The sequence below is a fragment of the Neoluteolibacter marinus genome (genome assembly GCF_014904755.1).
Taxonomy (GTDB): Bacteria; Verrucomicrobiota; Verrucomicrobiia; order Verrucomicrobiales; family Akkermansiaceae; genus Haloferula; species Haloferula marina.
This window is the reverse complement of sequence record NZ_JACZFQ010000104.1, coordinates 114767-128402: the sequence shown is the minus strand read 5'-3', so window position 1 is coordinate 128402 and position 13636 is coordinate 114767. Positions and strand designations below refer to the sequence as shown.

The 13636-nt window shown below is 66.9% G+C and carries 8 protein-coding genes; 5 read left to right on the top strand and 3 right to left on the bottom strand.

Annotated elements, in window-relative coordinates; genetic code table 11:
- Together IG178_RS20800 and IG178_RS20795 are read left to right on the top strand one after the other, a co-directional pair.
- Positions 1 to 2093 (top strand): autotransporter-associated beta strand repeat-containing protein (locus IG178_RS20800; protein WP_193214511.1); only part of this gene is annotated, 2093 nt, incomplete at its 5' end.
- Positions 2094 to 2181: 88 nt separating this feature from the next.
- A complete protein-coding gene (locus IG178_RS20795; RefSeq protein WP_193214510.1) occupies positions 2182 to 7086 on the top strand; it encodes a chitobiase/beta-hexosaminidase C-terminal domain-containing protein in 4905 nt (1634 codons plus the stop codon).
- Positions 7087 to 7091: 5 nt separating this feature from the next.
- Here the strand turns inward: IG178_RS20795 and clpB are convergent, their stop codons facing one another.
- Positions 7092 to 9671, bottom strand: coding sequence for an ATP-dependent chaperone ClpB (gene clpB, locus IG178_RS20790; RefSeq protein ID WP_193214509.1), 2580 nt, complete (start codon positions 9669 to 9671; stop codon positions 7092 to 7094).
- Positions 9672 to 9813: 142 nt separating this feature from the next.
- Between clpB and IG178_RS20785 the strand changes: the two genes are divergently transcribed.
- The 3 genes from IG178_RS20785 (at position 9814) to IG178_RS26395 (ending at position 12398) form a co-directional block, all read left to right on the top strand.
- A complete protein-coding gene (locus IG178_RS20785; RefSeq protein ID WP_425499871.1) occupies positions 9814 to 10917 on the top strand; it encodes a phosphopentomutase in 1104 nt (367 codons plus the stop codon).
- Positions 10918 to 10971: 54 nt separating this feature from the next.
- A complete protein-coding gene (locus tag IG178_RS20780; RefSeq protein WP_193214507.1) occupies positions 10972 to 12132 on the top strand; it encodes a class I SAM-dependent rRNA methyltransferase in 1161 nt (386 codons plus the stop codon).
- 80 nt (positions 12133 to 12212) lie between these two features.
- Positions 12213 to 12398 carry a hypothetical protein gene (locus IG178_RS26395; RefSeq protein ID WP_425499870.1) on the top strand — a complete coding sequence of 62 codons (186 nt, stop codon included), beginning with the start codon at positions 12213 to 12215 and terminating at the stop codon, positions 12396 to 12398.
- A 70-nt stretch (positions 12399 to 12468) separates the two neighbouring features.
- On the opposite strand, the gene IG178_RS20775 is transcribed toward IG178_RS26395, so the two are convergent.
- On the bottom strand, positions 12469 to 13080 hold the full coding sequence (locus IG178_RS20775; protein WP_193214506.1) for a hypothetical protein: 612 nt from the start codon (positions 13078 to 13080) through the stop codon (positions 12469 to 12471).
- 51 nt (positions 13081 to 13131) lie between these two features.
- Complete coding sequence (locus IG178_RS20770; RefSeq protein ID WP_193214505.1) at positions 13132 to 13581, bottom strand: hypothetical protein; 450 nt, start codon at positions 13579 to 13581, stop codon at positions 13132 to 13134.
- Positions 13582 to 13636: the final 55 nt, after the last annotated feature.

Here is a 13636-nt window from a genome sequence, read left to right as displayed (position 1 = left end):
CCGCCGGCGGCCACAGCAACGGCTTCCGTTCGTTGACCCTCTCCGGTGACGCCACCATCGGCGGCTCCGGCCGCTGGGACATCCGCCCGATCACCGCCGGGCAGGCATCGCTCGATCTCGCGGGCAACACGCTCACCAAGCTGGGCTTCAACACCATCGCCTTCGTTGACGGCAACTTGACCAATCCCGGCACGATCAACGTCGAAGAGGGATTGCTCGCATTCACCCGCTCCGTGATCAGCGGCACCGGCAATGTGAACGTCAACAACGGCTCGACGCTGCGCTTGGAAAACTACACCAGCGGCACGATCACCAAGCCGATCGTCCTCACCGACTCCACCCTCTGGAACACCGGTGCCAACTTCACCCTCGATGCCAGCGTCACCGTGGAAGGTGACTCCAAGATCAGTGTCGGGAGTGGATCGACCCTAACCGTTCCCAACCCGATCACCGGAACCGGCAACCTCGAGAAGCAGGAAACCGGCAACCTGGCATCGGCCGGCGACAACTCCTTCTCCGGGAATCTGGTGTTGAATGGCGGCAACACCATCCTGACCGGCACCAACAGCTACGCCGGCACCACCACGATCAACTCCGGCACCCTCCAGCTCGGCACCGGCGGCACCACCGGCAGCATCAATGGCAACGAGGTCGTCCTCGGCTCCACCAGCGCGGCGATCCGCTTCAACCGCTCCGACGACTTCACCTTCCCGAACGTGATCTCCGGCAGCGGCATCACCGGCAACGCCCTCAACCCGGCGGCGGTCAACAAGGACGGCGCGAATACCGTCACGCTGACCGGCGCCAGCACCTACACCGGCACCACCCGCCTCGGTGGCGGCACGGTGGCCATCGGTTCCGACAACTCGGTCTTCGGGGATCCCACCGCCCTGATCGACCTGCGCACCGGCGCCATCCGCTCCTCCGACGCCTCGCCGCGCACCATCCCGAACCCGATCTCCTACAGCGATAGTACCGTGTGGGGCAGCCCGGGCACCGGCAACCTGACGCTCACCGGCGACGTGGCCTACGGCGGCGGCAGCAAGACCATCACCGTCAACAACGCGATCACCGAGTTCAGCGGCATCATCAACGGCGGCGGCAACGGCACCTTCCTGACCAAGGCCGGCCCCGGCACGCTGATTCTCAGCGGTGACAACACCTACACCCAGATCACCGCGATCAACAGCGGTGTCCTCCAGGTCGGCAACGGCGGCACCACCGGCACGCTCGGCAGCAGTAACGTCGTCAACAACGCCTCGCTGGTGATCAACGTCAGCGCGGAGATCCCGATCAATAACGTGATCTCCGGCACCGGCACCTTCACCCACGCCGGTCCCGCGTTCACCATCATCGGGGCCGACAACACCTACACCGGGGACACCATCGTCACCGACGGCACCATCTCGCCGTCGCTGCCGTACTTCGCCGACTCCTCGGCCTTGCGCCTGTCCGGCGACGGCACCGTCGACCTGTTCCACGGCCAGACCGATGTCATCGACAAGTTCTTCATCGACGACGTCCCGCAAGCCGCCGGGCTGTGGGGCCGGGTGGGATCGATCGTCGACCTCGGCGCCGACTTCGAATCCGCGCTCATCACCGGCGACGGCCTGCTCAGCGTGAGCAGCAGCGGGTCCGCCTACGATTCCTGGGCCACCGACGCCGGCCTGACCGCCGGGAACGACGGACCGGCCGACAACCCGGACTTTGACCTGTTCGACAATCTCGGCGAGTTCGGCCTCGACGGGGATCCGTTGTCCGGAGCCACCGGCGGGAAGATTGTCGTCAAGGTCGCCAGCGTCGGCGGCGAACAGGTCCTCACCCTGACCATCCCGGTGCGCACCGCGGTGGGCACCTTCAACGGGGCCGACGCGATCACCGCTTCCGGCGACGGCGTGACCTACACCGTCGAGGGCGGCAACGGCCTCGACAGCTGGTTGCTCGACATCGACGAAGTCACCGGCCCCGACGCCGCGGCGATTCAAGCCGGACTCCCCGGCCTGACCAACGGCGACTGGGTCTATCGTACCTTCCGCACCCCCGGAAATGTGGCAAGCGACCCGGCCGAGTTCATCCGCGCCCGCGTCGAGTAAGCCGCCACCGGCAGATATCCCGGCACCCGGCCCGATTCCAGGGCCGGGTGCCTACCCCTGATCCCCCCTCCCGAGGCTTCCAGCGTCGATGAAACCCCGCCTCCGACCCGCCTGCCGGGTCCTCGCCTTCCTGGCACTGATCACCTGCCCGGGTCACCTCCGCGGCGAGGTGACGCTCAACGAACTGCAGTCCGCGAACGACTCGACCCTCCTCGACGAGGACGGCGACCCGTCGGACTGGATCGAGCTGCTCAATCGCGGCGGCCAGGCCGTGGATCTCACCGGCTGGGGCCTGTCCGATCGCAGCGACAGTCCTTTCAAATGGACCTTCCCCACGGTGACGCTGGGCGCCGGCGAGCGCTTGCTGGTGTGGGCCTCCGGCAAGGACCGGACCGGCACCGACCCCGGCGGGACGGTCGATTCACCCGACGACATCCCCGGCCTCGTCCTGTGGCTGCGCGCCGAGGAGGAATCCTACGCCGACGGCCAGGCGGCATTCACCTGGACCGACCGCAGCGGCCACGGCAATCACGGCACCGCTCCTTCCTCCGGCACCCGCCCGGTGTTCCGGCTCAACCGCATCAACGGCAAGCCCGCCTTCCAGTTCACCCGCTCCTCGAGCCAGGAGTTCCGCCTGCCCGTCGCCTCGTTCAACGGCCTCGACACGCTCAACGACCTTTCGCTGTTCGCGGTCGCGAAATGGAGCGGCAGCGTGACTTCGGGCATCTTCGGTGCCTGGCATCCCACGGTCAGCACCACCAACGCCCACTTCGAGGTCAACTCCGGCGGCGAGATCCGCTTCCGCGTCGGCTCGATGGACAGCATCCGCTCCGCCGCGGCCATCGCCACCAACGAGTGGTCGGTCCTCTCCACCTCGCTGGCCGGTACCGCCGACACGCCGCTCGCCCGGTTCTTCAAGAATGGCCAGCTCGTCGACACCCGCGTCCAGAGCCCCGGCGACACGCCGCTTTCCAGCTACCAGTTCATGGCCGTCGGCAGCTCGACCAGCGGCCGCAACTTCAACGGCGACATCGCAGAGGTCCTGCTCTACGACCGCCAGCTCACCGCCGCCGAACGCGGTTTCCTCGATAACTACCTCGGCACCCGCTACGCGCTGCCCGGGGCCGGCGGATCGGTGGAACCACAGCTCCACACCAACTTCAGCATCGATGCCGCCGGCGAGGACCTCGTCCTGACCCGGCCGGATGGCACGACCGAAGACCTGGTGCCTGCCGTGGCAATCCCCCTCGACGCGAGCTACGGGCGAAGCCCCGAAACGGGCAGCGCCCTCGCCTACTTCGCCGCCCCGACCCCGGGACAGCCGAATGCCGCGATCTCCTACGGCCCGCCACTCGGCAAGCCGTTGCTCTCCGAGCCGCGCGGATTCAAGACCGCCGCCTTCACCCTCGCGATCACCCCGCCCGATCCCGCGGCATCGCTGAAGTACACGCTCGACGGCAGCGAGCCCTCCGAAACAAACGGCTTCACTTACAGCGGCCCCATCCCGGTAAGCGCCACCACCGTGGTGCGAGCCGCGGCCTTCAAGGCGGGCGCCCTGCCGGTCCGCGCCATCGCCACCCGCTCCTACTTCTTCCTCGACGACATCGTCGACCAGACCACCGCCCCCGCCGGCTATCCCGCGACCTGGGGTGGATTCACCCAGACCAGCTACGCCATCAGCCCGGCCATCGCCGCCCGGCCGGGCTACGAGGCGGCGATGAAATCCGCGCTATCGAGTTTCCCGACCCTGGCCCTGTCGATCCCCGTCGATAACATGTTCGGCCCGTCAGGCCTCTATGCCAACCCGCTCAACCGCGACCTCGAGGAGTTCGCCTCCGCCGAATGGATCGCCCCGGATGGCTCGCTCGACGTCCAGATCGATGCCGGCCTGCGCATCCAAGGGGGTGCCAGCCGCAACTTCGACAGCACGCCGAAGAAGTCAATGCGCCTGCTCTTCAAAGGCAGCTACGGCGAAAGCCGCCTGCGGGTCCCGGTGCTGGCGGACGGGGGCACCGCGATGGCCGACTTCAACTCGCTCGTCCTGCGCGCCGACTACAACAATTCCTGGCTGCACTGGGATTCCCTCCAGCGCACCCGCGGCACCAGCCTCAGGGACCAGTGGATGCGCGACAGCCAGATCGCGATGAGCGGGCTCGGTTCCCACGGAAACCACGTCCACCTCTACCTCAACGGCCGCTACTGGGGGGTCTACAACGTGTCGGAACGGACCGATGCGGCCTTCACCGCCAGCTATCTCGGCGGCGACCGCGGTGACTACGACGCGATGACCCACCGCGGCGTCCGCGACGGTGACAACATCGCCTGGAACACCATGCGCGCCATCGCCCAGGCCGGGCTCTCGAGTCCCGCGCAGTATGCGGCGATCCGCGAGTACCTCGATGTCCCACAGTTCGCCGACTACATGCTGCTCAACATCTACGGCGGCAACCTCGACTGGCCGGACAACAACTGGAGCGCCACCCGCAAGCGGGAGGACGACGCCGGCTTCCGCTTCCTCGCCTGGGATGCCGAGCGCACCCTCGAGGACCCGGCCCTCAACCGCGTCAACCTGACGGGTTCCAACAACCCCGCCGAGTTCTACGCCGCGCTGCGCAACAACGCGGAGTTCCGGCTGTTGTTCGCCGACCGTGTGCACCGCCACTTCTTCAACGGTGGTGCGCTGACCCCTGCCGCCGCCGCCCAGCGCTACGCGACCCGTGCGGTGGAAGTGGAAGCGGGGGTGTTCGCCGAGCACGCCCGCTGGGGTGGCTACCGCAACGAGATCTACGACCGCAACGGGCCGTCGCCGGTCTACGAGGTCGATCCCCACTGGCTGGCCGAGCGCGACCGCATCCTCAACGACTACCTGCCGGTCCGCACCGCCACCGTGCTGGCGCAGCTCAAGGCAGCCAACCTTTACCCTGCCGTCGATGCGCCGGTTTTCAGCCAGCACGGCGGCGAAGTGACCGCCGGCCAGCTGATCGCAATCTCCGCCGCCAGCCCGACAATCTACTACACCATCGACGGCAGCGACCCGCGGGTCGAAGTCAGCGGCGCGGTCTCGCCCGCGGCCACGGCCTACGCCGCGCCGCTCGCCCTCGCCGGCCAAGTCACGCTCAAGGCACGGGTTCTCAGCGGCGGCGTTTGGAGTGCCTTGAACGAAGCCGACTTCTACACCGTGCTGCCGGAATCCGAGTTCCTGCCCGCCGGCAGCGGCGACTGGACCCTCGACACCAGCTGGAGCAGCACCCCGTTCCCCAACGGTCCCGGCAAGCGAGCGCTGATCCACGCCCCCGCCACCGGCGACCGCAACATCAACCTCCGCGTCCCGGTCAGCGTCGGCAGCATCCGCTTCGACGAAACCGGCAACCTGTTCCGCAACCGCGTGCGTGATCAGCTCACCGGCAACACCTTGACCTTCGACGGCGCCGGCCAGAACGCGCTCATCCGCGTCGATGGCGACGGCAGCGGCTACGTCGAATTCGAAGTGCTCGCGGGCACCGATCTCGCCGGCGACCTCGAACTCCAGGTGAATCACCCGGGCGGCAACGCGGACCACGGCGCCCTGCGGCTGCGCGCCCCCTGGAGCGGTCCCGGCGGCATCCGCAAGACCGGCATCGGGGTCGCCTCCTTCACCGGCGAGGACAAGAACTTCACCGGCGCATTCGAGATCACCCGCGGCGTCGTCCAGCTCACCGAACCGGCGACGCCGAAGTTCGCCTCCTCCGTCTCCGTGGCATCCGGCGGCCAGCTGCGCCTGATTTCGGGAAGTTCTCCGGGCACGCCGCGAAGCTACCCCTTCGCCACACCCATCCGGATCGCGGGCACGGGGCGAGGCGCCGAGATTCCCGATGACAGCGGCTTCGGCAAACTCGGAGCCCTCCGCTACGACCCGGGGAACGGCGACAACCACGCGATCCTGCCCCAGCCGGTCGAACTCACCGCCGCCGCAAGCATCCACGTCGACGGATCCCTCAATCGCCTCGAGCTGTCGGCACCGCTGCTGGCATCGCCCTGGCCGCTGACCAAATCCGGCGGCGGAACCCTTGTCCTCAGCGCCGCCAATGCCAGCTTCGATGGACCGGTCATCGTCGAGAACGGGACGCTCGAAACCTCGGGCGCCCTCGCTTCACCGGTCCAGCTCGGAGCTTCGGGCATCCTCGCCGGCCACGGTATGACCGGCACCTTGTCGGGCAGCGGCACCGTCCTGCTCGACGGCAAGATCCGCTCGGCGCCGTCGCTGGGTGGCACCCGGATCGAGAGCGTCCTCGCCCTCGCCGGTCCGCCGGACTTCCTGAGTCCCGCCTCCGCAGGCAACGGCCTGCTGCACGTCGATGCCATCGCCTCTCCCCCGCAGGCCTGTCGCATCTACCTTCCGAATCCGGGCGTCCTCTTCCGCGGCGTCCTGTTCGCGCCCTTCGCGGTCGACCTCGCGAGCGCGGTGCGTGCCGCCGCGTGCGAGGTCTATCAGCCGGATGGCACGGGCTGGTCGCTGGTGCCCGCGGCCCAGGTCGTGACCGTCCCCGGGATCGCCGACTTTGGCGGGGGACCGATCCAAGGCCGCATCGTCGAAGTCCGGCTCGCCGCGCCCCCCGCATCGTTCGTGCGCTGGCAGATTGAAGCCTTCCCGGATGTGAACGACCGCCTCAATCCCTCGATTGGAGGTCCCGAAGCGACGCCTTTCGGTGACGGCATCCCGAACCTGCTGCGCTATGCGCTGGGCATCGCCATCGGGGATCCGCCCGGTGACCGGATGCCGCGCTTGCTTCGCAGCGGTGGCACGAGTGTCTTCAGCTTTCCCTTCGATCCCGGCCGCGACGACATCGCCTGCCTCGTCGAGGCCACCGGCGACCTCGACGACTGGGCAAATGCCGACGTGCTGTTCGATTCGCGGCACGACTTCCCCGCGGCGTTCGACGGCGACCGCCTGGTCGTCACCGAAGCCGCGGAAGCCGGCCGCCGTTTCTACCGTCTGCGGGTCATCCAGCGCTGATCCGCTCAAGCGTCCTTGCTGAAGACCATCACCCCGTCCTTGACGTCGCCGGTGATGACGTCGCCGTCGACGAACTTGCCGTCGAGCAGGTCGAGCGACAGCGGGTCGAGCAGGTGGTGCTGGATCGCCCGCTTGAGCGGCCGCGCACCGTAGACCGGATCGTAGCCCTGGTTGCCGAGGTATTCCTTCGCCGCCTCGGTCAGCGCGAGCGCCAGCCCCTGCTTGGCGAGGCGCTTGCGGACGCGGTCGAGCTGGATGTCGACGATCGTCGTCAGTTCCTCGCGCCGCAGGCGGTCGAAGATGATCGTCTCGTCGATGCGGTTGAGAAACTCGGGCCGGAAGTGCTCGCGCAGGGCGGCGGTGACCTTGGCTTCGCGCTGCTCGGCATTCTCATCCTCGAGGATGAAGCGGCTGCCGATGTTCGAAGTCATGATCAGCACGGTGTTCCGGAAATCCACCGTTCGGCCCTGGCCGTCGGTGATGCGGCCGTCGTCGAGCACCTGCAACAGCACGTTGAAGACATCCGGGTGGGCCTTCTCGATCTCGTCGAACAGCACCACCGAGTAGGGCTTGCGCCGCACGTGTTCGGAAAGCTGGCCGCCCTCCTCGTAGCCCACGTATCCCGGAGGCGCCCCGATCAAGCGGGCCACGCTGTGCTTCTCCATGTATTCCGACATGTCGATGCGGACCATCGCGCCCTCGTCGTCGAAAAGGAACTCGGCGAGTGCCTTCGACAGCTCCGTCTTGCCGACCCCGGTGGGCCCGAGGAACAGGAAGGAGCCGATCGGGCGGTTCTCGTCCTGCAGGCCGGCGCGGGCACGGCGCACGGCATTGGAAACCGCCTTGATCGCCGTCTTCTGGCCGATCACCCGCTCGCTGAGGCGCTCTTCCATGTGCACCAGCTTCTCCTTCTCCCCCTCCTGCAAGCGCGAGACGGGGATGCCGGTCCACGAGGCGACCACCCGGGCGATGTCCTCCTCGGTGACTTCCTCCTTCAGGATTGCGCCGCTCTTCTGCAGCTCGACCAGCCGGGCGTTCGCATCATCCAGCGCCCGGTGGGCTTCCGGAATGCTCCCGTAGGTGATCTCCGAGGCACGGGTCAGGTCGCCGATCCGCTGGGCCTGCTGGGCGTCGTTCTTGAGGGTCTCGATCTTCTCCTGGGCGGCGCGCACCTGGTCGATGACGCCCTTCTCGTTGCGCCACTGGGCCATCAGTCCGGCCGACTGTTCGCGGAGGTTCGCCTGCTCTTCCTTCACCTTCTCCAGGCGGGCTTCGCTGGCCTTGTCCTTCTCCTTCTCGAGCGCCTTCTTCTCCATCTCCAGCTGCATGATCTCGCGCTCGATCTGGTCGATCTCGGTCGGCATGGAATCGAGCTCGATCTTCAGCCGCGAGGCGGCCTCGTCGACGAGGTCGACGGCCTTGTCCGGCAGGAAGCGGTCGGAGATGTAGCGGTCGGAAAGCATCGCCGCGGAAACCAGCGCACCGTCCTGGATGCGCACGCCGTGGTGGACCTCGTAACGCTCCTTGAGCCCGCGGAGGATGGCGATGGTGTCTTCGACCGACGGCTCGCCGACCATCACCGGCTGGAAGCGGCGTTCGAGGGCGGCATCCTTTTCAATGTACTTGCGGTACTCATCGAGGGTGGTCGCGCCGATGGTGCGCAGTTCGCCACGGGCGAGCTGGGGCTTGAGCAGGTTGCCGGCGTCCGGGCTGCCCTCGGTCTTCCCCGCTCCGACGATGGTGTGGAGTTCGTCGATGAAGAGGATGATCTCGCCGGCCGATTCGGCGACCTCCTTGAGGAAAGCCTTGAGCCGCTCCTCGAACTCCCCGCGGAACTTGGCGCCGGCGAGCATGCCGCCGATGTCCATGACGATGATCCGCTTGTCCTTCATCGAGTCCGGCACGTCGCCGGAAACGATGCGGCGGGCGAGACCCTCGACGATGGCGGTCTTGCCGACCCCGGGTTCGCCGATCAGCACCGGGTTGTTCTTGGTCCGTCGGGACAGCACCTGCATCACCCGCCGGATCTCGTGGTCGCGGCCGATGACCGGGTCGATCTTGCCCTCGCGGGCCCGGGCGGTGAGGTCGGTGCCGTACTTCTCCAGCGTCTGGTATTTCCCTTCCGGGTCCTGGTCGGTGACCTTCTGCGGTCCGCGGACGCCCTCGATGGCCTTGCGGGCCTTCTTCTCGTCGAGGCCGGCGTCCTTGAGCAGCTTGCCTTCCGGCCCGTCCGCCTTGAGGGCGCCGACCAGGACGTGCTCGACGCTCAGGTAGTCGTCACCCATCGCCTCGCGGACCTCGTCGGCGGCGTCAAGGGTGGCGCGCAGGCCGTAGCTGATCTGCGGCTGGGTGGTCCCGCCCTGCTGGGTGGGTTCCCGGTCGAGCGCCGCGGCAACCGCCACCTTCAGCTTGGTGACATCGACTCCGGCCTTCTGGAGGATCGGCGTGGCGATCCCGCCCTCCTGTTGGAGCAGCGCCAGCAGCAGATGATAACCCTTCAATTCCGGATGTGCCGACTTCGAGGCGAGCCGCTGGGCGGCCTGGAGTGCCTCCTGGAGTTTGTTGGTCAACTTGTCTAGTCCCATGGATTTCTTGGATTGTGAGCCACTCTAGAATCAGGTCCGGCGGATTTCCACGCCCTGCTTGCGATTCGTTCGTCATCGGCTGCCATCGGCGCGGATGCCCCGGCCGGCAAATCGGGCTGGGATTGCCGCGCTGATGTGGGAGATTCACCACGTGAAACGTGCGCTGGTGATCGTCTTGGACTCGGTGGGATGCGGTGGCGCGCACGACGCGGCGGCCTATGGCGACGAGGGCGCGGACACGCTCGGGCACCTGATCGCACGGGCGGGCCTGAAACTCCCGAACCTCCGCCGCCTCGGGTTCGGCAAGGTCCTCGGCCTGCCGGAGGTCGAAACCCTCGACGGCAGCGCGGCGGCGCGCATGAGCGAAGCGTCGGCCGGCAAGGACACGACAACCGGCCATTGGGAGATCGCGGGCTGCGTGCTCGAGCAACCCTTCGACACCTTCGAGGCATTCCCCGGGGATCTCCTCGACGAGATCGGCGGCCCTTTCCTCGGCAATTTCGCGGCATCGGGGACCGAGATCCTCAAGGAGCTCGGCGAGGAACATCTCAAGACCGGTGCCCCCATCGTCTACACCAGCGCCGACTCGGTACTGCAGATCGCCGCCCATGAGGAGCACTACGGCTTGGAAAAACTCCAGGACCTTTGCCGGCATGCACGGGAGGTGCTCGACCGGCACGGCATCCGCATCGGCCGGGTCATCGCGAGGCCCTTCACCGGGGAAAGCGCCGGCACCTTCAAGCGCACGCCGAACCGCCACGACTATTCGCTGATGCCACCGGAGACCGTGCTCAACCGCCTGCAGGCGGCCGGGGTCGACACGATCGGGGTCGGGAAGATCGCCGACATTTTCGCGGGTTCCGGGATCTCGGAGTCGCACCCGACCACCTCCAACGCGGACGGCATGGCGACCATCGGGCGGCTGTGGTCGGAAGCCCAGCCCCGTCCACACCTGATCTTCGTCAATCTGGTCGACTTCGACTCGCTCTACGGCCACCGCCGCGACCCGCAAGGCTATGCGAATTGCCTGCGCGAGTTCGACGCCTGGCTGGGTGGTTTCCTGCCGGCGGTAGGCGGCGATTTCCTGCTGATCACCGCCGACCATGGCAATGACCCCTACCACCACGGCACCGACCACACCCGCGAACAGGTGCCGCTGCTCACCCTGAATGCCCCCTTCCCGCCGCAGGAATCGCCGGATTTCACCCAGGCCGCGCGGCTGGTCGCGTCGCACTTCGGCCTCTGAGCCGGATCCGGGCTTGCTTCCGGGGGGCGGACCGGCACATGGCTGTTCCCGCTTATGGCTGGTCTCATCATCGCACCCCGCGCCCGCATCTTCCACGGCCACGAATGGGTCTACGCCACGGAGGTCAAAAAAACCTTCGGCGACCCCAAGCCGGGCGACGTGATCACCCTCAAGGATTTCCACGACCGCTCGCTCGGCACGGCGATCTACAACCCGCAGTCGCAGATTGTCGCCCGCCGCTTCTCGCGCCGGAAGCAGGACCTGGACGCCGATTTTTTCGTCCGCCGCATCGGCCAGGCGATCGAACTGCGCCAGCGGATCGGCATCGACGCCACCCTCGCCCGGCTGGTGTGGAGCGAGTCCGACGGCATGCCCGGCCTGATCATCGACCGCTACGGCGACCACGTGGTCATGCAAACGCTGACCCTCGCGATGCGCCAGCGCGTCGATCTCATCGTGGCGGCCTTGAAAGAACTCATCGACCCGCAGTCGATCATCCTCCGCAACGATTCGCCGATCCTGAAAGCCGAGGGCATTGAGGAGGAAATCTCCATGCTCCACGGCGTCAACCCCGGGGCCTGCGTGGTGGAGGCGAACGGACTGAAGTTCGAGATCGACCTCTTCGACGGCCAGAAAACCGGCCTCTACCTCGACCAGCTCCAGACCCACGCCGAGGTCGCCCGGCTGGCGGCGGGCAAGCGGGTGCTCGACTGCTTCACCAACCAGGGCGGCTTCGCGCTGGCCTGCGCCAAGGCCGGTGCGGCGAAGGTCACCGCCGTCGACATTTCCGAGACCGCCTGCGCCGCCGCCCGACGCAACGCCGAGCTCAACGGCGTGGAGATCGACGTCCGGGCCCACAACGTCTTCGACTTCCTCAAGCACGCCGCCCCGGAGTATGACCTGATCATCCTCGACCCGCCGAGCTTCACGCGGAACAAGAAGACGCTCATGGGGGCGATGCGCGGCTACAAGGAGATCCATCTCCGCTCGCTCAAGCTCCTGGACAAGGGCGGCATCCTTTCGACCTTCTGCTGCTCCCACCACGCCAGCCGCGAGTTGTTCCAGGCGAACCTCGTCGATGCCTCGGTGGACGCGAAGAAATCGCTGCGGCTGGTGATGAACCACGGCCAGCGGCTCGATCACCCGGTTCTTCCCGCGATCCCGGAGACCGAGTATTTGAAGGGGATCACCATCGAGCTGATGGCGGGGCGATGAACCCGAGCCCCTATCAACCGCCGTCGAGCGATCCGTCGCGGAACATCGAGGCGGAGAATTGTCCCGACTGCGGAAAGCCGATGGAAACGGGGACCGCGAGCGGCACGCTCTATTGGTCGAACCTCAACCGGTCCCGCCTCAGTCGCTTTATTTCCCAAGGGAAACCATTGCTCTCCAAGAGCTTCAGTCTCACGCTCCGAACCCCGCAGCTCGGCGGACATCACTGTCCGAATTGCGGCCTGACCATCCTGCGACCCGACCGTTGATCCGGCTGCCCGGTTTTCCGGGGCACGGGGCTTTCCGCCCGCTCGTCATGCAGCTTGATGGATGTCCCGACTATTCGTTCCCGTCCATTTCGGGAGGCGAGCCGCCGGGGATTCTGATGTAGCGGGTCTCGCCCGGCGGGGAGGTCGGATCCAGGAGCAACGTTCCCGGAGCGATCCCGCCAACGTCGAGAATCTGGTTGTTGTGGGGATTGAAGATGAAGTTCGACTTGCCCGGAAGGACACGGCCGACCGGCGCGTTCTGCTTCTTCAGCTCTTCTTCCGGGCTGTCTTCCACCAGATCCTGTTCGTCCGGTTCCGGCATCTCCGGAATCCGGAAGTATTTCTTTTCCGACGGCGGATACATGGGATCGGCGACCATCCTTCCCGCGGGAATCCCACTCACGTCGATGATCTTGCCGCTGAACGGGCTCTTCACGTAGCCGGGCCGATCGGCAACGGGCTCCGCCACCCAGATCTTCTTCTCCGGGTTCGGCGGCCGGTTCGCGGCTTTGGTCGCCCGCTCATCCGGCTTCTTCTCATCGGGGGCGCTTGCTGCCATCGAATCCGCCGCGGCGGCGGGCATGGAAGCCGACGGGAGCTCCTTCTCCGGACCGGTCTCGTCCTTGCGCTGGCAGGACAGGGAGGCCAAGGCCATGGCCGCGACGATGTTGAAGCTTTTCATGCTTCCTGGAGATGAGCCAACGCATCATCTCCGGTCAAGCATGCGGCCTGTCTACTCTTCCGGGGCCGCCGGCTCGGGCTCGGGCTCCGGTGGCGGCTCGGGCTTCTCCTTCTTGCCGCCCGGATTGATCAAGATCGTGGGATCGAGCAATTTCGGCGGTTCGATCGGCTCCACCGGTTCCGCCGGCATCTCGGGGACGCGGAAATGCTTCTTCTCCTCCGCGGGATAGGTCGGGTCGGCCACGAGGGTGCCGGGAGGGATCCCTTTCACATCGACGATTTTCCCGTTGTACGGACTCTTCACGAATCCCGGCTGCCCCGGGACCGGTTCGGCGACCGGCGCCTTGCGCTCCACCAGCACCGGTTCCTCCTCTTCCTCCTCCGGAGGTTTGGTTTCATCCTCCCCGGACGGGCTCACCGTGCCGGGGTCCTCCGGTCCGGCCGGGTGATCCGAAGGATCCACGGTCAAGGATTCCTCCTTGCGCTCGCAAGATGCCAACATGATCCCGATGATCGCCGCCGTCCAAAGTCCCTTCACCCTCTGAAGAGATGGAAGA

Bases quoted from the DNA above. Each gene is read 5' to 3' on its own strand.
- IG178_RS20795 (WP_193214510.1), top strand. From the start codon at position 2,182: ATGAAACCCCGCCTCCGACCCGCCTGCCGGGTCCTCGCCTTCCTGGCA.
- clpB (WP_193214509.1), bottom strand. From the start codon at position 9,671: ATGGGACTAGACAAGTTGACCAACAAACTCCAGGAGGCACTCCAGGCC.
- IG178_RS20780 (WP_193214507.1), top strand. From the start codon at position 10,972: ATGGCTGGTCTCATCATCGCACCCCGCGCCCGCATCTTCCACGGCCAC.
- IG178_RS26395 (WP_425499870.1), top strand. From the start codon at position 12,213: ATGGAAACGGGGACCGCGAGCGGCACGCTCTATTGGTCGAACCTCAAC.
- IG178_RS20775 (WP_193214506.1), bottom strand. From the start codon at position 13,080: ATGAAAAGCTTCAACATCGTCGCGGCCATGGCCTTGGCCTCCCTGTCC.
- IG178_RS20770 (WP_193214505.1), bottom strand. From the start codon at position 13,581: ATGTTGGCATCTTGCGAGCGCAAGGAGGAATCCTTGACCGTGGATCCT.